Origin of the sequence: Zoogloea sp. (assembly GCF_023150065.1) — a bacterium.
Taxonomy (GTDB): Bacteria; Pseudomonadota; Gammaproteobacteria; order Burkholderiales; family Rhodocyclaceae; genus Zoogloea.
Map to the genome: position 1 here is coordinate 108,215 of NZ_JAKLLN010000006.1, position 23,105 is coordinate 131,319.

Genomic DNA, 23,105 nt, shown 5'->3' on the forward strand with positions numbered 1-23,105 from the left:
CCAGTCCGTTGGGTAATGGCGCCGGTGGGCCGGCTGCAGCTTGGCGGATTTTGCACGAAAGCCGTCGACAACGGCAATGGCTAAGGTTCCGTCACCCTTCTAACATGCAGGCATCGATAAACATGATGTGGGGGAGACAACCATGACCGACCTGAGCGTTGCCAAGAAACTCGTCGCTTACAAGCCCAAGAACAAGGTGCGCTTCGTTACCGCCGCGGCGCTTTTCGACGGCCACGATGCATCGATCAACATCATGCGGCGGATTCTTCAATCCACCGGCTCCGAGGTCATCCACCTTGGCCACAACCGCTCGGTAGGCGAGATTGTCAATGCCGCGCTGCAGGAAGACGTGCAGGGTATCGCGATCACGTCCTACCAGGGTGGGCACGTGGAATTCTTCAAATACATGATCGACCTGCTGCGCGAGAACGGCGGCGAGAACATCAAGGTCTTTGGCGGCGGCGGCGGCGTGATCGTGCCGGCCGAGATCAAGGAACTCCACGACTACGGCGTGACCCGCATCTACTCGCCGGAAGACGGCGCCGTGCTGGGCCTGCAGGGCATGATCAACGACCTCGTGGAGCGCTGTGACGAGGACCTGTCGGGGGCTGCGCCCAAGGGGGCCGACACCATCGTCGCCGCCCTCAAGTCCGGCGACCGCCGGGCGCTGGCCCGCGTCATCACCGGCCTCGAGAATGGCGCCTATGGCGACGACGTGAAGGCCGCCCTGATCGAGGCCGCCAAGGCCGTCAAGGTGCCGGCCCTGGGCATCACCGGCACCGGCGGCGCCGGCAAGTCCAGCCTCACCGACGAGCTGGTGCGCCGCTTCCGCCTCGATCAGGACGACAAGCTCAAGCTCGCCATCATCTCCATCGACCCGTCGCGCAAGCGCACCGGTGGCGCCCTGCTCGGCGACCGCATCCGCATGAACGCCATCGAGCATCCGAACATCTTCATGCGCTCGCTGGCCACCCGCGACACCGGCAAGGAAGTCTCCGCCGCCCTGCCCGAAGTCATCGCCGCCACCCGCCTGGCCGGTTTCGACATGATCATCGTCGAGACCTCCGGCATCGGCCAGGGCGACGCGGCCATCGTGCCTTTCGTCGATGTGTCCCTGTACGTGATGACTCCCGAGTTCGGCGCCGCCAGCCAGCTCGAGAAGATCGACATGCTCGACTTCGCCGACTTCGTGGCCATCAACAAGTTCGACCGCAAGGGCGCCGAAGATGCCCTGCGTGACGTGCGCAAGCAGTATCAGCGCAACCGCGAGTTGTTCACCACCCCCACCGAGCAGATGCCGGTGTTTGGCACCATGGCCGCCCGTTTCAACGACGACGGCGTGACCGCCCTGTTCCAGTCCATCGCCCCGGCGCTGGTGGCCAAGGGCCTCAAGCTCGGCAAGGCCCGGCTGCCTATCGTCAGTGTCAAGTCCTCCAGCCGCGGCCGTGCCATCGTCCCCGCCGAGCGGGCCCGCTACCTGGCCGAGATCGCCGATTCGGTGCGCGGCTACCACAAGCACACCGCCGAGCAGGCCCGTGTCGCCCGCGAGCGCCAGGCCCTGCGCATCTCCAAGAAGCTCTTCGAAGGCTGCAGCAAGGACGCCGGTTCGTTTGACGAGCTGATCGAGCTGAAGGACGGCGAGCTCACCGGCACCGCCAAGAAGCTCCTCGACATGTGGCCGAAGACCGTCGAGCTGTACGCGGCCGACGAGTACGTGGTGAAGATCCGCGACAAGGAAATCCGCACCGTCCTCACCTCCGAGTCCCTGTCCGGCAGCAAGATCCGCAAGGTCGCCCTGCCCACCTACGAGGATGACGGCGAGACCCTCAAGTTCCTGATGAAGGAGAACGTCCCCGGCTCCTTCCCCTACACCGCCGGCGTGTTCGCCTTCAAGCGCGAAGGGGAAGACCCCACCCGCATGTTCGCCGGTGAAGGCGACGCCTTCCGCACCAACCGCCGCTTCAAGCGTGTGTCCGAGGGCATGCCGGCGCACCGCCTCTCCACCGCCTTCGACTCTGTCACGCTGTATGGCTGCGACCCGGATCCGCGTCCGGACATCTACGGCAAGATCGGCAACTCCGGTGTGTCCATCGCCACCCTGGACGACATGAAGGTGCTGTACGACGGTTTCGACCTGGTCAACCCGACCACCTCGGTGTCGATGACCATCAACGGCCCGGCGCCCATCATCCTGGCCATGTTCTTCAACACCGCGCTGGAGCAGCAGCTGGTCAAGTTCCGCGCCCAGAACGAGCGCGAACCGACTGACGACGAAGTCCAGAAGATCCGTGCCTGGACCCTGGCCAGCGTGCGCGGCACCGTGCAGGCCGACATCCTCAAGGAAGATCAGGGCCAGAACACCTGCATCTTCAGCACCGAGTTCGCCCTCAAGATGATGGGCGACATCCAGGAGTTCTTCGTCCATAACCAGGTCCAGAACTTCTACTCGGTGTCCATCTCCGGCTACCACATCGCCGAAGCCGGTGCGAACCCCATCAGCCAGCTCGCCTTCACCCTGTCCAACGGTTTCACCTACGTGGAAAGCTACCTGGCCCGGGGCATGCAGATCGATGACTTCGCGCCCAACCTGTCCTTCTTCTTCAGCAACGGCATGGACCCGGAATACTCGGTGATCGGCCGTGTAGCCCGCCGCATCTGGGCGGTGGCCATGAAGAACAAGTACGGCGCCAACGAGCGCAGCCAGAAGCTGAAGTACCACATCCAGACCTCCGGCCGCTCGCTGCACGCCCAGGAAATGGACTTCAACGACATCCGCACCACGCTGCAGGCCCTGATCGCCATCTACGACAACTGCAACTCGCTGCACACCAACGCCTACGACGAAGCGATCACCACGCCGACCGAGGAGTCCGTGCGCCGCGCCATGGCCATCCAGCTGATCATCAACCGCGAGTGGGGCCTGGCCAAGAACGAGAACCCCAACCAGGGCGCCTTCATCATCGATGAGCTCACCGACCTGGTGGAAGAAGCGGTGCTCAAGGAGTTCGAGGCCATCAGCTCCCGCGGTGGCGTGCTGGGTGCGATGGAAACCGGCTTCCAGCGCGGCAAGATCCAGGAAGAGTCGCTCTACTACGAGCACAAGAAGCACGACGGCTCCTACCCGATCATCGGTGTCAATACCTTCCTCAACCCGAAGGGCATGGCCCAGCAGGAGATCGAACTGGCCCGTTCCAGCGAGGACGAGAAGCAGAGCCAGCTCACCCGCCTGGCCGACTTCCAGACCCGCAACGCCGACCAGGCCCCCAAGTGGCTGGCCCTGCTCAAGCAGACCGTGATCGAGAATGGCAATGTGTTCGCGGTGCTGGTGGAAGCCGTGAGGTACTGCTCCCTGGGGCAGATCACCACGGCCCTGTACGACGTCGGCGGCCAGTACCGCCGGAGCATGTAAGCAAGCCATAAAGACACCCCGGGTAAGGGGGGAACAGCACAAGGAAACGGCGCCTTCGGGCGCCGTTTTCTCTGAATGAGACCCTGCCGCTTGCCCGCTGCCGCGGGAAGTGCCGCCCCGCGGTTAGGCTGTTGGCGCTGGGGCGCACTGCTTGCCTATTCTTCACATGGCGTCGTCAGTCACCATTTCAGTATGTTCGCGGGCCCCTCCGATGTTGGAGACAATTGCTGCAGGACTTGCCCAGGAAACACCTTTTCTTTAAGGTCTTGAATGGCTTCGGCGGCACCACCAAATGGAGCCACGACATCGATGATCCAAATATTCTCGCCCGACTTCCAGTCGGACGGGGCCAAATGGTGAGGAGGCTCGCGATAGCGCTCGGCAGCGGAGGCCGACAGTTTTGCCCATGTGATAAAAGCAATGGGCGCCTCCTTTTGCATATGCAATCGTACCTGGTCGAGTACCATTGCGGGCAATATGCGCCATTCCAGCTCGCTCAAGAGAATGTTGCGAGTGGCGCTTCGTTGCAGCATCAGCCATGTGATGGGACCCAATAGTGGCAGCTTGCGCAGTACCACCTTGGCCTGCTCCTGAGCCATATGCATCAATTGGGTCAGTTCCTGATCGTTTGCTGATTTATCCGGTATGTTCTTCACGGTGCTTTCTCCTGATTTTTCTTGCCAGCGCTATCCAATAAGGCATTGATGCCTATCACATCTTGTTCGATCAACGAGCCAGTTGCTGCCTTCAGCCGCAGTCCATGCATCAGGGTTTCCATTTTTGCACGTGCCAGATCACGGCGCGCAGCGTAAAGCTGCTGTTCGGCATTGAGTACGTCGATGTTGATTCGAGTGCCGATACGATAGCCAATTTGATTGGCTTTGACCGCTTCCTGGCTTGACAGCACTGCCGAGGACAGTGCTTCAACCTGTGCATGGCCGGCTGTCATGCCGGAAAATGCCTGGCGGGATTGAGTGATGGCTTGTCGCCGGCTGGCCTCCCGATCAGCCAGCGCTTTATCGAGATTGGCCTGTGCTTCCTCGATGCGGGACGCAACGGCTCCACCGGACCAGATCGGTATCGCCAGTTGCAAACCAATCTGCCCGGCGAGGCTACGTGTTGGAATATCCGCAGGTGAGGTCATGCTGCCCGATGTGTAGGCGCTTCCATAGGACGCATTGATATCAACGGTCGGGGCGTGGCCCGCCCGGCTACGGGCCAGTTGTTGCTCATAACTATCCTTGTTGCCATCCTGAATGGCAACCAACGGGCTATTGGCCTGGGCCGACGCTACCCATTCATCGATATTGTTGGGAGATGGCCAGGGCAAGCTGGCCTCGCTGTTCAACATCGGCAAATCTGGTGGCGAAGCGCCAACGATACGCTCCAGTTCGGCCCGCTTGACCGTCAGGTCATTGTCAGCTGCTATTTGCTGCGATCGAGCGAGGTCCAGGCGTGACTTGGCTTCATGAATGTCGGTAATGGTCGTTGTGCCGACTTGAAAATTTCGTCTTGCCAAGCGGAGCTGCTCAGTAACCGCTTCCAGTTGGGAGGAGGCCACCGCAACGGATTCTTGTGCCAGCTGTACGTCAAAAAAAGCCTGCGCCACCCGCAGGATAAGATCCTGGCTCGCCAGGCAGAATTGCGCTTCGGCCTGGCGATACTGGGCTTCCGCCTGGCTGAGCATCGACCACGATGTAGGGCGATACAGCGGTTGTGCAAGACGCAGAGCCCAGTTGTTGCTCCTGACGTCACGATTCTCATCGGGGGCCTCATTGAACGAGGCGCTGCCGCGCTGGCGCGACACGTCGGCCCCGAGGCTGATGACGGGTAGCAGGTCGGCTCTGGCTTGGGGAACCTTCTGTTGTGCCGCCTGGAGTGTATAGCGGGCTGCGCGATATATGGGGTCTTGCGACAACGCGGCACGATACAGCGACAACAGATCGTCAGCCCAGGCAGAAGCGGGCGCCAGCAAGCCCGCCAGAAGGAGGGGGCCGTTCAAGATGAATCTTGGTAGTCTCATCATCACCGCTCCCGCAAGCCTTCTTCCTTGTAACGCAGCAATGGTGCAAGGAAGTACTCCAGCAGGCGGCGTTGATCGACACGAATGTCGGCCGTCACGCTCATGCCGGGCGACACCAGGCCGTGGCGGCCATTGATCGAAAATGGCGTCTGGTCTGTCTTTAATTGAATTCGAACCGGATAAACAGGCCCCAGTTTCTGGTCCGTCAGCGCATCGGTGGCCACCCATTGCACCACGCCGTCGAGGTGGCCGTAGCGGGTGAAATCAAAGGTCTCCACTTTGACAATGACCGGCTGGCCGGCCCGCAGATGGCCGATGTCGCGGTTGAGCACCTGGGCTTCCACTTCCAGCGAGGCGTTGTCGGGAACGATCATCATCAATGGCTGCGCTTGCGTGACGACGCCCCCCAATGTGGACACCGCCAGTTGCTGTACGACGCCATCGATTGGTGCCCGCAACACCTGCAGTGACTGACGCTGGTTGGCCTTGACCAATTCCTGGCGCGCGGACTCCCGCTTGCGCGTGGCATCCACCGACTCTGCGGCAATGCGTACGTCAAATTCTGCGTTGACTTGTGCTTTCTGTTGCGCGGCAACACGCAAGCCGGCTTCCGCTTCCTTGAGGCGGTTTTGTTGAACGGAAATATCCTTTTCAAGGTTGATGAGTTCTAATTGCGTTTCTATCACTCCGGTTTCGGCAATGTGGCCTGTCGTTGCCAGTTCCTGGCGCATTGCGTGCTTTCGTGTGACCAGAGGCAAGCTGGCGCGCAGTTGTGTCAGGTTGGCGGCAATCGCATCCCGATCCGCCTGCCGCTTGGCCAAGTCAGCTTCCAGGGATGCGGCCCGGAAGCGATGCTCAGCCACCCGGCTATGCAAGATTGCCGCTTGATTGACAACGATGTCATGGGGCACACCGCTCGGCGTTGCAAACTGGCTGGCTCCACGGGTCATCGCGGCCAAGCGCTCGGCCTCTGTTTCTGCCTCCCATACCTCTCGTTGCAAGCGATCACTGTCTGCGCCCGTGGCGGTGTGATCCATCTCGATCAGTACGTCGCCGGCCTTGACGATGGCGCCATCGCGAACGCGGATGGCCCGAACGATGCCCGCCTCGATGGGCTGAACCACCTTGCTCCTGCCTGAGGGAATGACCCGCCCCTGGGCGGAGATGACAACATCCATTGGTGCGAGCCAGGCATAGGCCAGTGCCAGTACCGCCATCGCGCACAAGGCCAGCGACACCATGCGTGCTATCAGCCAAGGGGGGCGTCGTTGCAGCGCGATCGCTGCCGAAGTAAATGGATTGTCGGTGGGTGCGGCATTGGGGGAGAGCGTCGAGTCAGGCATGGGCGCCTCCCATGGCAGCCGATGTTGCCGTGGGGCGCACAGCAACAGGCAAGGTCTCCAGGACATGGTGGGCTCGGTACAGGTCCTGATAGCGCCCACCCTGTTGCATCAGGGCATTGTGATGCCCAACCTCGACCAGCCGCCCGCCTTCCAATACCAGGATCCGGTCTGCCAGGCGCAGGGTCGATAGACGGTGGGCGGCGATGAACACGGTTCGACCCGAGCAGATCTCATGCAGATTATCGTGGATGGTCCGCTCGGACTCGTAATCCAGTGACGCGGTTGCCTCATCAAGAAGCAACAAACGTGGATTCGTCACCAGTGCGCGGGCAATGGCAATCCGCGCACGCTGTCCTCCAGATAGCTTGCCGCCGCGTTCGCCGATCAAGGTATCGTAGCCCTCGGGCAAGCCCAGGATGAACTCATGCGCCCCGGCCAGTGTTGCAGCATGGATAATGTTCTCCATGGGTAAGTCGGGGTGGCCCAAGGCGATATTGTCGCGCACGGAGCGATTGAACAGCACTGAGTCCTGGCTCACCACCCCCAGTTGCCGCCGTAGCCATTGGGCATCGAGCAATCCCAAGTCCATGCCGTCAATGAGAATGCGGCCTCTTTCCGGCGTGTATAAACGCTGGACAAGCCGCATGAGGGTGGTCTTGCCGGCCCCGGAAACGCCGACCAGGCCGACCACTTCACCGGCCTTTATGTCAAAGGAGAAATCGGACAGTACTTCCGGGCCATCCGTCCGATAGCGGAAATGGACATGATCGAAGCTCACCCGCCCGGCAATGACGGGGGGTGTCGCTTTTGCCGGGGAAAAGGACGGTTCGGCGCGGGCATCCATAATGTCGGCCAGGCGCTTGATCGAGACCCTCATTTGGGTCACCTCCTGCCACAGTGATGCCAGTTTGAGAATAGGGGCATTGATCCGGCCGGCCAGCATGTTGAAAGCAATCAGTCCGCCAACGGTCAGCTCACCCTCGATGACCAGGCGCGCGCCAAACCATAGCAAGCCGGCGGTGAGCAGCTTGCTGGTAAAGGCGATGAACTGGTTGGTTGCAGCGGCAACCTGGCCGCTGTGAAAGGCCGCGTTGACATAGGCGGACAGGCGACGCTCCCATTCCCGCTGCCAGAATGGCTCTACGGCCTGGCTCTTCAAGGTCTCCATGGAGGTTACGGTCTCCACCAGAAAGGCCTGGTTTTCTGCGCCCAGCGCAAAGCGATCTTCCAGTCTCCGCCGCAACATCGGCGTGATGATCCAGGATGCGGCAAACAGTACGGGCAAAGCCGCAATCACGATGAAGGTCAGCGCCGCGCTGTAGCGGAACATGACGGCCAGGAATATCACCGTGAAGAGCAAGTCCAGCCAGCTGGTCAATGCCTGGCCTGTGAGGAAGTTGCGCGCATTCTCCAGTTCGCGAATCCGTGCCACGGTATCGCCACCCCGTCGCGACTCGAAGTAGGCCAATGGCAGGCGCAACAGGTGACGGAACAGTTTTGCCCCCAATTCGACGTCAATACGATTGGTGGTGTGGGTGAATAGATACTGGCGCATTCCGGAGAGCACGGCCTCGAAGATCGCTATGCCCAGCAGGGCCGCAACCAGAATGTCGAGAGTGGTCAAGGTTCGCTGAGTCAGGACCTTGTCGATCACCACCTGGAACACCAGCGGCGTCACCAGCGCAAATACCTGAACAAACAACGACGCCAATAACACCTCCCCCATCAGCCCGCGATACTTGCGCAGTGCGTGCCAAAACCAGGCCAGGCCGAATTTTGCTCCGCCGTCGCTCTCTGCTGCACCTAATCCGCGACCGGACCGTTGCGCGGTAATCCAGTGGCCAGACCATCGCGCCTCGAACTGGGCGCGGTCAAGGCGCATGGGCTGTTCTCCATCAGCCAGCTGTACCAGGACCGAATCGGCGTCGACCCTCCCTACCAGCATGAAGCCTCCGGCATTGTCCTCGGCAATGACCGGCAACGCTGTGTGCGCCAGCTGCCTCAGTCTTCCCGTCACGCGATGGGCCTCAAACCCCAGTCCTGATAACGCCATGATCAAATCCGCGGCCCCAAACAGGCCACCGGGCGGAACAAACTGATCAGCCAGCTGGCGGCGATCAGTATTGATGCCATGGAGCTGGGCGAATAGCTGTAATAAGCCGAGACTGGCATCCGCTGAGGGGGGGGATAGAGAGGTCATGGCAGGATACGGAGCAGAATATGGCCGGAGAAAAGGAGAGGCATTAACGAAGGGGCAATACAAAGTTGGCGCCGCAGCACTGGAAATCGAGATGTCGCATGAAGCGCGCGAAGCGTGCCTGGTCGATGTCGACATTCTGGTTAATGCACAACTCGACTGCCTGACGATTCTCTGCCCAGCGCCGAAAAGCGATCATCAGCTTCATGGCCGCAGAACTGCCCCGATGTGCAGGGAGGACATAAAAACCATGGTCTTGCGCCACCCGTACATCGGTAAAGCGGGGACTGGTCACGTACCCTGCCAGCATGCCCACTACGTCACCGCTGCTGTGTTCAGCCAACAAGACGCAACTTGCCTTGGAGACTTGAATGGATTCCGTAATGGCTGCACGCAATTTGTCCGGATTGAGTGGGTATCGGCTGAAACGGGACTCCTCATGAAAGCGAAGGCAGATGGTGTAAACCGCCTCGATATCGTTCATCGTGGCAAGACGGATCTTCATGGGTTATTCCCTCACGCATGCGCCGGTTCGGCACTTGCAGGCGCTGCCAGATCGACCAAGGCCGCACCGGCATCGGACGCCTCTGCTTGAGGTGGCACATAGGCAAGCAGCGCCGCATTGGTATCGACCTCGGCAGTAACGCTTGCCTGGTTGAACAGCAGCGCTTGCTGGCGGATACGAGCGATTGCGTCTGCGGCCTCGAGTGACAGGCCGTTTTCTTCCGCCACGTCGCCTGCCGAAGTTGGCATGACCATCTCAGGAGCACCTTCTGGCATAGCGACTGATTTCTGTTGATGACCTGCCTCCGGTGCGGGAGTGTCCGTCGTGTCCGTGGCCGTTGCCGCGGACGTTTCTCCAGTGATTGCTGCAGCGGCAGGGGGTGTGACGTCTATTGCTTCGTTTGCCGTGCACGCTGGTTCCAGGGCGGCCAGCACCTCGCTGGGCAAAGCCATGCCGGCCCCCGCAAACATGACATCACCGGCCACGCTGGTGTGGCCATTGGCAAAGGTGAGCGTACTGGTGCCGAATACCACATTGCCGTGATCAAGATGGAGAGCACCCTGGCGGTCCAGGCTGATGGAGGTGATCCCGTTGCTGTCAAGCGACGACCAGTCGCTGATCTTGCCGGTGCTGTCCTGACGGGCGGCTCCCGTGACGACGCCGAGTTGCGACCAAACGGCATCGGCACTGGAAATCATCCCGTCACCGGATGAGTCCAGCCCCGCCAAGCCTTCAAGGTCCGTACGGGCACCGTCCTTGTATTTGACAAAAGACACCTCATCCATCACATCGATTTGCCCATCACCATTGGCATCGTAAGCCAGCACGCCATCACCAGACGCCACCCAGCCGATCCGTTCCTTCCAGCCATCGCCATTCAGATCGGCGAAAATGGATGAGTCTTCCGGTGCCAGCAATTCAATGCCGTTATCGTTGAGATCGAGCACCACGGGGCAACCGCCGCCGCCGGTGTTGATCGATGATCCATAGTGATTGGTGGCAATGCTCACATCGGTATAGGCTCCTTGCCCGTCGGTTATGCGGATGATGAATGGATCCGCACCCGTGTAAGGGTCGCCCAGCATGCTGTAATACTGCCAGGCTCCGCTTTTATCAATCCATGCCGACGCAAGAGGCGTGGTGCCGCCGAGGCCAAGCACGCCTTGGGAGATATTCTCGAATCCATTTCCGTAGTCCAGTCCCTGTTCGTTCAGATGGGCTGCGTAATCCGCCGACGTATATTGATTTGCCCATGCTTTGCCGTGGACGGGGGCCGTTATGATCGAGTAAGTAATCGCACTGTCTTCGCCATCGGGATCGTGCGCAATAATCCGGCCGCTGGCACGATAAGGGTCGTCGATGTGCTCTCCGATAATGACGCCATTGCCATCGTTCGCGCTCTGGTCGGGGTGTCTCGCATCAACGGCGTTCCATTCCACCCTGTCAATGATTGGCGCATCATTCACGGCCTTGATGTCAAGAAAGGCTATCGCCTGCGCGCTGCCGCCGTAGGGGTCGGCAACGGTGTAATTGAATTGTGCGGTACCGTTGTAGTTGGAATCCGGCGTAAAGATGACGTTGCCGCTGGCGCTGTCGAGCCTTACCGTGCCATGTGTCGCGCCGCCCACCGCGGTGACGGTGAGGTTGCCCGGATCGTCGGCGTCGCTGTCGTTGGCCAGCAGCTGGGCCGTTGCAATGTTGAACACGACGTCTTCGGTGCCTGAAAAGCTGTCATCCGTAGCAACGGGGTTCAGGTTGGGTTGAGAGAAGTCAATCTGGGCGTAGCCCGATGACGACGCGCCCTCGCTATCGGTGACGACGTAGTTGAACGACGCGATGCCCGAGAAGCCGGCGTCGGGCTGAAAAGTCACGTTGCCGCCGGTGAAGCTGGTAAACGTTCCGCCATATGCGTTGTATACGTCGCTGACCCGCAGGTTGTAATGCCCGCCGTCGTCGTCATCGTTCTGGAGCAATGCCGCTTCGGTAATGGTGGTGGCTACGTTTTGCCGGCTGTGGAATAGCTCGTTGTTGACCACCGGCGCATCGTTCATGGGCAAGTAATTGATATTTACCTGCCCCTGGGAAAGGCCGCCGTCGGGGTCGGCAACGCTGTAGCGGAACGAGGCTGCACCGTTGAAATTTTCATAAGGCCTGAAGGTGATGTCATCGCCCGACTGGCTGACCCAGCCGCCATACGCAGCCCCCACGGCCACAATGCTCAGGCTATTCGGTGTCTCGATATCGGTATCGTTGGCCAATAAAGCCGCCGCCGAAAAATGAATGATCGAATCTTCATCGGCCGTCGCCGACTCGTTGGTGACCAACGGCGCATCATTGACGGGAGTAATCACGAAGTTGGCTCTGGCGGTGCCATAGCCGCCAGAGCCATCGCTCACGGTATAGTCAAAGGCGGCAGGGCCGGAATAGTTGGCTTCCGGACGGAAAGTCACCGAACCATCACCATTGACTGACACCGTGCAATGCTCCGCGTTGGTGATGGCGCTTACGCCCAGGGCGCCATGCGGTGTGTCGGCATCAGTGTCGTTGGCCAGCAGCGCCTCTTTGAGGTTCAACACCATGTCTTCGGCCGAGGTGATCGTCTCGCCAGTGACCACGGGGGCGTCGTTGACGTTGGCCACATGGATGGTTGCCGTGCCGCTGGCGGTCGCACCCGCGTCGTCCGCCACGGTGTAGTTGAAACTTGCGTCACCGGCAAAGTCGACATCGGGCACAAAATGGAGCGTGCCGTCGGGCTGCTGCGTCACCGTGCCATGGCTGGCTCCGCCCACTGCTATTACATGCAGACTGCCGAGCGGACTATCGATATCGCGGTCATTGGCCAGCAAGGCTGCTGGATCGATGTCCAGCGGGGTGTCTTCCACGCCCTGGATCGTTTCGCCCACGACGGTGGGCGCGTCATTGACGGCGGCAATCTCCAGCACAACGTGAGCACTGGACAAGCCGCCATGGCCATCGCTGGCGGTGTAGTCGAAACTCCCCGGCCCGGAATAGTCTGCATCCGGAACGAATACCACCTGATCGTTGATCATCGTTACCGTGCCACCGTGTGCATTGCCGACGGCGGTGATGCTCAGGGCATCGTCATCCACATCGGTATCGTTGCCGGTCAGCGCGGCTGACGTCCAGGTCAGGGGCGTATCCTCCAGGCCGCTGGCGCTGTCGTCACGGGCAAGGGGGGCGTCGTTGACGTTGGCGACATTCACCGTCACGTAGCCCTGGGCCTCGCCGCCTGCGCCGTCGGCAACGATATAGGCAAACCCGGCCTCGCCAAAAAAGTCGCGCTCAGGGGTGAATTCGATGACTTGTCCGGCAGCCGTGTCTCGCCACCGCACCGTTCCGTGCTGTGCAGTGCCGAGCGCGCTGATGAACAGCTCGGGATGCGTATTGTCGATGTCCCGGTCGTTGGCCAGGAGCAGGGCCGGATCGAATCGCAGCACGGTGTCCTCGGTGCCCGCCACCGTTTCATCGACCACCACCGGGACGTCGTTGACCGGCAGTATGGTGAGCGTGAGCGTCGCCGTGCTGTTCAGCCCGGTGCTATCGCTGACCTGGTAGATCACGGCGGCGGGGCCGGCGTAGTCCGGATGAGGTGTGAAATGCACCGCGCCATCATCCCCGATGCGGACACTCCCGGTGGCCGGGTCGGCGAGGCGGGCCGCGGTGATCGCCAGATGGTCGCCATAGGGCGTATCGGCATCCACATCGTTGGCCAACAGCAGGGCTGCCGGAAAGACCATTTCATGATCTTCGTCGCCACTGGCGGTTTCCCCGTGCGCGACAGGGGCGTCATTGACCGGGGTGACGGTCAGTATGGCGACGGCCGTGGTTTCTCCGCCGTCGCCATCGCTGACGGTGTAGCGAAAGCCTGCCGGGCCGTTGTAGTCGGCGTCAGGGGTGAAGCGGATGGAGCCGTCGGCCAATTGTTCAACGGCCCCGTGCCGGGCGTCGCTCACGGAGGTCACGGTGAGCGTGGCGCTGTCGATATCGCCATCGTTGCGTAATAAGTCTGCGCTGGCGATCATGATCGCCGTATCCTCGGCGAAGCTCCCCAGAACGTCGTTCTCCGCGACCGGTGCGTCATTGATCGATGCCAGGCTGATCGTCACGTGGGCTTTGGCTTCGCCACCCTGGCCATCGCTGATCCAGTAATCGAATCCGGCAGGGCCATGGTAATTGGCGTCGGGCAGGAAGCTCACGTCCCCCCGGCTATTGACGCTCACGGTGCCATGCTGGCCGTTGCCCGCCCGAACAATGCTCAAGGGGTCGCCATCGGCATCGACCTCGTTGGCCAGCAACTGGGCGGCCGTGAAGGTGATGCCCGTGTCTTCGCTGCCCGTGGCGGTTTCGCCGGTGGCGAGGGGAATGTCGTTCACCGGGGCGATGCTGAGCGTGGCTGTTGCGGTGCTTTCGCCTCCTCCACCGTCACTGACGGTATAGGTGAAACCGGCATCTCCATGGAAATCGGCTTCAGGTGTGAACGCCAGCCACGGTTGGCCATCCGGGCCGACTGTCCAGCTGACCTTGCCATGATGGGCATCGGTCAGGGTGGTGATGCGCAAGTCGCCATGGGCGTTGTCGATGTCAAGGTCATTGGCCAGCAGGCTTGCGGGATCGATCAACAACAGGGTGTCTTCCGTGCCGCTGGCTGACTCGCCCGCCGCTTGCGGGGCATCATTCACCGGCAGCACGTCCAGGGAGAACCTGGCAACGGACTCGCCGCCCGCGCCGTCGCTCACTGTGTAATCGAAGCCCGCGGGCCCGAAATAATCCGCGTCCGGCGAAAAGTGGACCTGGCCGCCGGCCAGGCTCACCGAGCCGTGCGTGGCATTGCCGACCGCCGTCAACGTGAGCGTTTGCCCGACGGTGGCGCCGTCGCGGTCGCTATCGTTGGCCAGCAGATCTGCGGGGGAGATGACGAGCGCGGTATCTTCCAGGCTGCTGGCTTGCTCGCCCTGAACATCGGGAGCGTGGTTGATGAATACGGTTGCTGCCAGGGGCTGGGCTTGCGGCGGGGTGGCCGTGTCAGTCGGGCCGCCGCCTTGCAGGCCAGTACTGCTCGTGGCGGCACCGCTGGCCGCCTGCGGGGCGTGGGGCACCGACACCCAGTCTGCCAGCCCCAGCGTCTGGCTGGCCGGCGGCGTTGCCACGTTTGGTGTGGCGACGGCGGCAACGGAGTGCCAATCGGTGAGGACTTGGGTGGGCAGGGGGCCTTGCCCGCCTGTCGGGGTGTAGGGGGATGCAATACCGCTGTTGCCCGGGGCGTTGCTCGTCACCATGCCCACGGACCACGCCACCGGGCTGGTTCCCGTGGGCGCGGGGGCATCGTCATGGCGGCGTCCGGCCAACACATCCTGCAACATCGCATCCGTGAGCGAACTGGGCATGGCCGGCGGCCCGCCAATGGCGTCGGTGCTGGCTTCCGCCGCGCTGACTACGGTGGGAAACACCAGCGGCAGCGCGGCCACGGTGATCCCGGCCAGGGGGGCGTTGGCGCCGAACAGGCCGCTGGTGGCACTGACGATCATTTCGGCAGTGACCTGCTCGATGACGCGGGTGGGGTTGGTGGCGGCACTCGGCACAAATGCAAGACCAGGCGGCACGACGATGGGCGCTCGGGGCTTGGCGGGAGCAGGTGGGGCGGATTGGATGCGGGGGTCGCCGGCATCGAGGCGGAGCGTGGCATTCGGGCTGGGGGCAGGGGGGCTGGCAGGGGTGTCCGAGACGATGGCGATGTCGGCTTTATTGCCGGCCTGCCCGCCAGCAGTCTGGCCGGTGATGACTGTGCCTGCTCCGGCACTTTGCAACAGGGCATCGCCTTGAATGCTGTCTTGCTCTGCGCGGGAAGTGGCCGTGGCGTTGCCAAGGGAGAGAATCCGCGCGTCACCGGCGTCGATAAGGATTTCGCCCTGTGCATCCGGGTTGGCTTCGCCACCGTGCTGGTGCGCGGCATCGCCATCGAAGGTACGCTGATTGACGGCATGGAGCGTGGTGGTGCCACCCTCCTGCGCTTCGTAGAGGCCGTCGTGGGTCAGCGTCTGGCTTACTCCCTGGGTGTCACCGGTGAGTTCGGTGCGAGTCAGCGCACTGGTCGCGCCATCGCTGCGCGTGACCGTGAGGGTGCCATCGGCAAAGGTGATCGTGGAAATGCTGGCGGCAACTGCCGTCACCTCGCCTGCATCGGCCATGCCGTTGCCATTGGTGTCGATCCACAGGGACAAGGCCGCGAAGGCAGGGTCGCGGCTATCGAGGAGGCCATCGCCATTGGCATCGAGCGCCGCCAGACTGTTGCGCGACCCTGCGCCGGCACGGCCATCCACCAGCTCGTCGGCGGAAACCTTGCCGTTGCCATCGAGATCTACCGCCAGCAGTGCCGCCGTTGTCCAGGCGTTCTGCTCGACGTAGCCGTCGTGATCCAAGTCCAGCGCCGTGGCGACGGTACTGCCGTCGCCCAGGGTGAGAACCGTGCGGGTGACGTGCCCGCCATCGGTGGAGAGCTCGCCGGTAAATGTCGCGGTGGGGGGCGTTGCCGTGCTGCCCTGCTGCTGAAAGAGGGTCTGTGCCTCCCAGGCCGGGACAATGGCAGCCGCGGCATGCTCAAGAAAATCCCGGGCCAGGTCATTGACGCCTGCCTGGGTCTGCGCGTCGTGGCGGCTGCCGGCGGTGTCGTACTGCCGATACTGCACAGTGCCATCCGTCAGCGTCCAGGAGAGGCGCAAATAGCCGTCATCGGTATCCGGATCGTAGGCATAGCCGATCCTTGGCAAGCGGCTGGGGTCCAATCCATACAGGAGTTGGCCATCGGCGTCGGTGCGGCTGGCCAGCTCGCTTGTCAGGCCGCCCAGCAAGCTGTTCAGCCAGCCTGCTGCCGTGGCGCCGCCGCCTGCCTCATCGTGGGTAGTCGATACCGAGACGTGCCCCGCGGAATCCCACCGGGTTTCGGCATCACCGTAGCGAGTCGGGATGTCCTCAGCGCCGCTGAAGAGACCACTGAACACCATGTTGGCGACCATCAAGACCGCGCCGGCCACTGGGAAGGCGATCGCAACTGCACCAATTGCGGCGCCCAAGACGTCGCCATGCGCCAGGCTGTTCACGATGCCCAGGACTGGTACGACGTCGCTGAAGGCTGCGCCAAGTGCATTCGAGATGGCATCTGACGCGAAGGTGTTGGCTAGGCTGGCGCCCGACACGATGATCCCGCCGGCATCTCCGCTTTCCAATGCGTTGTAGAGATTCAGCGCCGAGGCCACTGTACCCAAAGCGCTGGCGGCGCCATCGAGATCCGCGCTGCCTGCGTTGTTGAGCTTGCTCAGATTGTTGGCCAGGTTCACCCCTGACACCGCGGCTGCAAACGCGTCGCCATGCTCGATGGCCAGAACGAGGTTGGCAGCGCTGCTGATGGCGCCGGCGGTCAGCCTGTCGGCATTGGCGGGTTGCGGGGTGTCGTTGTGGCTTGCATGGCTGTTGTCGGCGGGGCTTGACCCCTCTGGGATCGAACCGGGCTCGAGGGATAGGGTGTCGCTGTCGTCGTTGCTGTTCAGGGGCGCGGCAATCGGCGCTGCTTGAGGAACTGTGGGGTTGATCGTGTCGCTGTCGGCTTCAAAGGCAGGGAGCGGGGCTGCTGCAGCCTCCTGCGCTGTATCAACCTCAACCTGCGTGGGAGCGGGATGGTCCACCGCTGCATACTGAAACGGCTTATCTGAGATGGGTTCTACGTTGGTGCTGCTGCCATCGCTTCGCTGTACCGTCCAGGAGCCATCCGGCTTGCTTGAAAGCGCATCCTGCTGTGGGTCAAACTCAACACGCTGGCCACTTGGTAAAACGATGGCTGAATTGCCACCTGCTGCATCGCGTTCAATGTGTAGTCCCGGTAAACTCGTCACCTCCTGCGTCGTTTTGTCGTAAATGGTCTGGGATTGATCGCGCAGGCTGATGGTGACCGTCTTGTCGGAATATTCGTCGATCAGTTGCGGATCGTCGTAACCGTTGCCCAATTCAATACGACGGGTAGCGCCATCGGGTGTTTTGCCGATTTCAACGAAATTCTGGTTGCGTAACTGCTCAGCGGCGTCGTGCAGACCGCTACGCTCGAGCATGCCAACGAGATCAGCGGTGCCATGTGCTGCTGCCAAGGTCAGGGCACACGGCACGGGTGCCGCCACGCACAGGCCTTTCAGAATCAGCTCCGCACCGTAGCCGCCCACATTGGCCAGTTGGGTGTCCATACCCAGTTTCTGGAACGCCGATGCCAGGGCCCCGCCCGGTTCTCCGGGAGTCGACAAGATCACCCCGCCGACGCCTCCCAAGCCTATTCGGATCAGGCTTTCGGTCTCACCATACTGGCCGCTGCGGGTGCCGGCCAGCCAGTTACCTACTGCTTGGGTTTCCTGTAGGTTGAGGGGGACGCGGTTGGAATCGATGAATTGGTCGGGGGCTGAGGTCAGCGAATTAAGGTTGAGTGGTGAGCGAGGATCTCTGGACAATGCTTCCAGTTTTCCGAAAACATCGTACAACCCCGTTTCAATTCTGTGCGCATAAGCTGGGTCTGCGGCATTGGGGTTGGGTGTCCAGTTGTATTGTTCTGCGTTCTGATTGAGAGGCCGGTCGAGTATCAGGGTACGGCCTGATAGGGGCTTTCCGCCCATGTAACTCACGAGATCACTTTGCGTCGCTGTGTTGAGCAGCACGGCTCCTCCGGTTACCGCATCGGCAACCGCACTTGGGGCGTACGCACAGTTTGGGTCATCGGGATTGTTGGCAGCGCGAGCCTTGAGTGCGTATTCCGACGCGCTACCATTGAACGTTATCAAAGCCACTCGTGACGGATCGAAGCCGGCTGTTTGGCTGAGGTCCCGAATCACGTCATGAGCCGTGAAGTCGCCAAGTGCTCCGGCCAGGCTTTGCCCCCCCACAATCAAGCGTGTACCGGGATCCGTCAGCATTCGGCTCTCGAGATAGCCCAGGACATTGGCCTTGTTATTCTCCCATTGGTTGATACCGGTATGAAGCACGTTGCCTGCCCAGTCCTGACTATTCAGGCCATCGGTGCCGGCTTGAGCGAAAAGGAGTTCGTTGGTTTCCGGGTTTACGTATGCAACGGCCTTGTACCCGGTCGCCGGGTCTTCAAAAACACGATCAACCACAAATCCCGATGGGGTTTGAAAGGGCTGGGGATTGTCATACGCCGGAGTGTCCCGGTATGCTGCCAAGGGCATACCCGGCGTCGCCAAGTGCCCTGCATAGGCGGCATCGGAGGCCACCAACGCCAGCTTGACCAGACGAGCGGTATCGCCCTGCGGCTGGGTGGTGACGACGGGTGAATCGCTCATTGCCGGGTTTCTCCGCACAGGTTCATCACTTTGAGCGTCTTGTCACGTTCGGGAATATCGCTGGTGCGACTGATGCGCCGGGGTGTCCAGGACACAAAGGCGAAGCGGCAGCCGTCCGGGGAGATTTGCCCGTGTTGGTCGGTTTCTTCGCCCTGCACCAGTGCGGTGACCGTGTTGTCTTGGGCCGGCTGCCATTGGTAAAGCCCTGCTTCCGGAAAGCCTGAGCACTGGACAATGAAGCCCTCTCGAGTGGCTGTAATTCCGATGGAGCAGGAGTACTGCGAATTGGACGAAAGAATCGGCCACAGGGGGTTGGCAATCAGAATCGATGGCATCGAGTGCGACGTGATGGAGCCATCGTCAGGGTTGAACAGTGTCACCGGGTTGATGCCCCATTGGTAACGATTAAGGAACGGGTGATAGCCACCATTGCCAGCTCGATAGAAGTACCGATGATCGCCAAAGGGAGGGATGGCCTCGAAATCAAGAGGAATCGGTTTGGTGCCAACCTTGTAGTAAATATCTTGCGATTCTTTGAGCTTCTTAGGTGTGCTGGGGTAAGGGCCTATGTCGATGTAACCATGCTCCTCAAGTAAAGCGATTGTTGTTCGGCTGATGACTATATGGTTGGGGTCGTAGCTTTTGGGTTTGGGTAAGCAGGTATAGGGGTGCTCTCTTGGGCTGGAAATATCAGATGTATTAACAGGGGATGGTGCGATAGCGCCCAGCCCTATCTCTTCTGTTTCAGTCCCCAATATTCCCCATCTCACAAACTGCTTCCATTCTTTAAAAGGTTGCAGCTTTGTAAACTCCCGGCGGGAGTAGGTTATTTGTTTTGTTGCATAGTAGTAACATCCAAGCTCCCACCCCTCATCCTTTTTCCATCCTCTGTTGTCCTGAAACACCTGAATTGAATTATCCCGGACATCCCAAATAAGAATGCCGAACCGGCGAGACTGCGGATCTGCGTCGTTGGGTGGGGTGCCGGGCGCGCTGCCATTGAAGATGAGGCGATGGTTGTCCATCCACCACACGGCATTCATGTGGGTGTAAGCGCCGGAGTCGACAACCGGCAGGGGGGCTTTGGGTACGCCGGCCAAGGCAGCAGTGGATTGAGCGGCCTTCAGATTGAAGGCCAGGATTCTTGCCAGTATGCCGCTGGCGATATCCGGCGTTTCGGCGGCAACTGAAGTGCCGGCGTGTGGCAACAACATCGCCAATCCCAAGAGGTATGGCAGGTTTCGCCAGATGTTTGATGGTGCGCTCATGATGATTTCGTTTAGGGCATCAACAGTAGTGTCCGGTTCGAGCCGCGTTGGAGTCCTCTGACTGGTGAGCTTCGAGACTCTGGCGTTCCTTGAGATTGCGTGATTATCCAGAACAATATGCGTTTTGGATAGTTTCTTGCTGTGTGGATAGTCTTGAAGGGGCAACATCAGAAGCGTGACGCCTTGTGTTGTCAGGCGCTGGAGCGTGATTGAGGCTGGTGCTGTGTTCGGAGGGAGAATTGCTGTGCCTGATTGCTCCGATTGAGCGCCGGCGCGTGGCTACCGAGAGGCAGTTGATGGCTTTGTTCGGGCTCACTTCTGGAGAGTCCCGCTTGGCGAGAGCCTTGGCCGTCGGCGAGTCCTTGGAGGTCTATGCCGAGAATGCGGGGCTGAAGCTACCTACGGTAAAAACATAGTTGTGGGCAGTTGTGCATAGGCTGGCCCGTTCCAGCGAGGACGAGAAGCAGAGCCAGCTCACCCGTCTGGCCGACTTCCAGACCCGCAATGCCGACCAGGCCCCCAAGTGGCTGGCCCTGCTCAAGCAGACCGTGATCGAGAACGGCAATGTGTTCGCGGTGCTGGTTGAGGCCGTGAAGTACTGCTCCCTGGGGCAGATCACCACGGCCCTGTACGACGTCGGCGGCCAGTACCGCCGGAGCATGTAAGCAAGCCATAAAGACACCCCCGGTAAGGGGGGAACAGCACAAGGAAACGGCGCCGAAAGGCGCCGTTTCTGCATTCCGGGACGGAAATCCGTGGTGGGCTCTGCACCGGCCACGGACGATGACTCCGCTTTGCTCCTGCTCCGGGGTTTTGTTAAAGATTTGTGACGGTATGCCGAAGAACCCCCACGGCCGGCACGCACAGGGGCGTGCATGAATGGAATCGGGGTGAGTCGCTGCTTCATCCGGTTCCCGGCTTCATATAAGAAGAGAGAACAAGAACAATGCTTGCTCGGATGAGTCTGCGTCAGAAGCTGCTGATGCTGGGGGCCGTCGCCATCGTTGCGCTGGTGGTAGCGGTGATCTCGGGAATCCTCGGGATTCGGGAGGGGATTTCAGGGGTTCAGGAGATCGGGCGTCACCGCCTGCCATCGGTCATCGCCATCCAGGGCATCCGTGAAGTCCAGGTCGCTCTCAAGTCGAGTACCTACGAGGCGGCGCTGTGGGAGAACGACCCGGACGCCCAGGAGCAGTTCGACACCATCGCCAAGGACAAGCTCGCCGCCTGGGCTAACGTCGAGGGTGTCTGGAAGCGCTATGAGGCGATCCCCCGCTCGGCCGAGGAGGATGCCCTGTGGCAGCAGTTCGTCAAGGAGTGGAACACCTGGAAGAAGTTTGACCAGGACACCATCGCGCTCATCCAGTCGCTGGCGGCCAACAAGGAAATGGCACGGCAGCGGGAGCTCTTCCAGAAGTACTACATGCTGGGTGGTGCCCAGCGGAAATCCTACGTGGCTGCCGAGAAGCTGCTCACCCAGCTGGTGGAGATGAACGCGGTCAATGTGGCGGCGCAGACCGACTCCGCCGAGGCCGCCACCCAGCTTGCCCAGATCGGCATGATCGGGGTGGGGGCGGGCGCCACGCTGGCGGTGCTGGTGCTCAGTGTGCTGATCACCGTGAGCATCCTCCGCCAGATGGGCGGTGAGCCTGCCTATGCCGCCGAGATTGCGCGGAAGATCGCCCGCGGCCAGTTGGACGTGGATGTGGCGGTGGGGCAGGGCGATCAGACCAGCCTGCTGTTTGCCATGAAGACCATGCGCGACAGGCTGGACGGCATCCTGCGGGAGATCGAGGAGTGCAGCAAGCACATGGGCCAGTCGGCCTACCAGGTCTCCAAGATCTCCAACGAGATCTCCGACGTGAGCCGCCAGCAGGCCAGCCGGTCCGACGAGGTGGCGGGGGCGATGCTGCAACTGCATCACATTTCCGAGGATGTGCAGGCCCAGGCCATGGGGGCCGCCCAGCGCTCGTCGCTGGTCGAGGAGCTGGCCCGGGGCGGCTTGAGCAGCGTCCAGCAGAACATCGCCTCGATGCAGGACACCACCACCGAGGTGACACGCGCTGCCGGCGAGATCCTGGACCTGGAGCAGTCGGCCCAGCAGATCCATTCCATCGTCAATACCATCAAGGAAATTGCATCCCAGACCAATCTGCTGGCCCTCAATGCCGCCATCGAGGCTGCCCGGGCCGGGGAGCAGGGGCGTGGTTTTGCCGTGGTGGCGGATGAAGTACGCAAGCTGGCGGAGCGGACCACCGCGTCGGCCAGCGAGGTGGGACAGATCATTGGCCAGCTGTCGGGCAAGGTGCAGCAGGTCTCCACCACCATGCACGAGGTGGTCCGGCAGGTCGATCACACTCAGGACGAGGCGCGCAAGACCAGCGGCGCCATCGAGGGCATGGCCAGCAATGCGGTCGAATCGGCCCAGTCGATCCAGGGCATTGCCAACGCCAGCCATCAGCAACTCGATCGCTTTGCGCTGCTGGAGAGCACGACGGAGACCCTGTTCATCACTCTCCGGGAGAGTGGCAGCAAGGTGGAGACCACCGCGGCCATCGGCGAAGACCTGCGGGACGTGACCCAACGCCTCAACAACATCATGGCCGGCTTCAGCTTCAACAGCGGTACGCCCATTCCCCGGGCCGACCGTGAGCAGCGACGGGCTCCACGGGCGGAGCACAGCCTCCTCGTCAGGGTGAAGCAGTCCGGGCAATCCCAGGAAGGCATCTGCGCCGACTTCTCCCTGAACGGGCTGCGTCTGCGCCTGACCCAGGCCATCGACGCCCAGCAGCCCATCGAGGTGTCCATTTTCGTGCCGGATGAAAACCTCGACAGCTACACCCGCCAGGAGCCCGTGCGCATCCAGTGCCGCGTCGTGCGTGCCAGCAGCGAAGGGGGGCGGTTCATCTACGGAGTCGAGTTCGGCAATGCCTCCGAGGCCGATCGACATGCCATCCGCCGCTGCTTCCAGTTCTTCAATAAAAACGCAGATTTCTGATCCAGCCCGCTG

General features: G+C 61.3%; 10 protein-coding genes. 3 read left to right on the forward strand and 7 right to left on the reverse strand.

The genetic code is table 11. The features are described from left to right. Positions 1-142 precede the first annotated feature (142 nt). Complete coding sequence (gene icmF, locus L6Q67_RS09615) at positions 143-3,409, forward strand: fused isobutyryl-CoA mutase/GTPase IcmF (protein WP_296568466.1); 3,267 nt, start codon at positions 143-145, stop codon at positions 3,407-3,409. 179 nt (positions 3,410-3,588) lie between these two features. On the opposite strand, the gene L6Q67_RS09620 is transcribed toward icmF, so the two are convergent. Genes L6Q67_RS09620 through L6Q67_RS09650 form a run of 7 tightly spaced genes read right to left on the reverse strand, consistent with a single transcriptional unit; the run spans position 3,589 to position 20,095 of the window. Beyond that, complete coding sequence (locus L6Q67_RS09620) at positions 3,589-4,065, reverse strand: toxin-activating lysine-acyltransferase (RefSeq protein ID WP_296568467.1); 477 nt, start codon at positions 4,063-4,065, stop codon at positions 3,589-3,591. Beyond that, on the reverse strand, positions 4,062-5,411 hold the full coding sequence (locus L6Q67_RS09625; RefSeq protein WP_296568469.1) for a TolC family outer membrane protein: 1,350 nt from the start codon (positions 5,409-5,411) through the stop codon (positions 4,062-4,064). Before L6Q67_RS09625 ends, L6Q67_RS09620 begins: the two co-directional genes overlap by 4 nt. A 23-nt stretch (positions 5,412-5,434) precedes the next feature. Then, positions 5,435-6,775 (reverse strand): HlyD family type I secretion periplasmic adaptor subunit, encoded by a 1,341-nt coding sequence (locus L6Q67_RS09630; RefSeq protein WP_296568472.1) that lies wholly within the window; start codon positions 6,773-6,775, stop codon positions 5,435-5,437. Next, positions 6,768-8,975, reverse strand: a complete 2,208-nt coding sequence (locus L6Q67_RS09635; RefSeq protein WP_296568474.1) for a type I secretion system permease/ATPase — start codon at positions 8,973-8,975, stop codon at positions 6,768-6,770. The genes L6Q67_RS09630 and L6Q67_RS09635 overlap by 8 nt, the downstream gene beginning before the upstream one ends. A 43-nt stretch (positions 8,976-9,018) precedes the next feature. After that, on the reverse strand, positions 9,019-9,477 hold the full coding sequence (locus L6Q67_RS09640) for a GNAT family N-acetyltransferase (RefSeq protein ID WP_296568476.1): 459 nt from the start codon (positions 9,475-9,477) through the stop codon (positions 9,019-9,021). Positions 9,478-9,488: 11 nt separating this feature from the next. Continuing rightward, positions 9,489-18,827 (reverse strand): cadherin-like domain-containing protein, encoded by a 9,339-nt coding sequence (locus tag L6Q67_RS09645; protein ID WP_296568478.1) that lies wholly within the window; start codon positions 18,825-18,827, stop codon positions 9,489-9,491. Then, on the reverse strand, positions 18,824-20,095 hold the full coding sequence (locus tag L6Q67_RS09650) for a hypothetical protein (protein ID WP_296568480.1): 1,272 nt from the start codon (positions 20,093-20,095) through the stop codon (positions 18,824-18,826). Before L6Q67_RS09650 ends, L6Q67_RS09645 begins: the two co-directional genes overlap by 4 nt. Before the next feature lie 428 nt (positions 20,096-20,523). On the opposite strand from L6Q67_RS09650, the gene L6Q67_RS09655 reads away from it, so the two are divergent. Both L6Q67_RS09655 and L6Q67_RS09660 read left to right on the forward strand, forming a co-directional pair. Continuing rightward, positions 20,524-20,760, forward strand: coding sequence for a hypothetical protein (locus tag L6Q67_RS09655; RefSeq protein ID WP_296568482.1), 237 nt, complete (start codon positions 20,524-20,526; stop codon positions 20,758-20,760). A gap of 293 nt (positions 20,761-21,053) precedes the next feature. After that, the gene (locus L6Q67_RS09660) at positions 21,054-23,093 is read left to right on the forward strand and encodes a methyl-accepting chemotaxis protein (RefSeq protein ID WP_296568484.1); all 2,040 of its coding nucleotides are present in this window, start codon (positions 21,054-21,056) and stop codon (positions 23,091-23,093) included. Positions 23,094-23,105 lie beyond the last annotated feature (12 nt).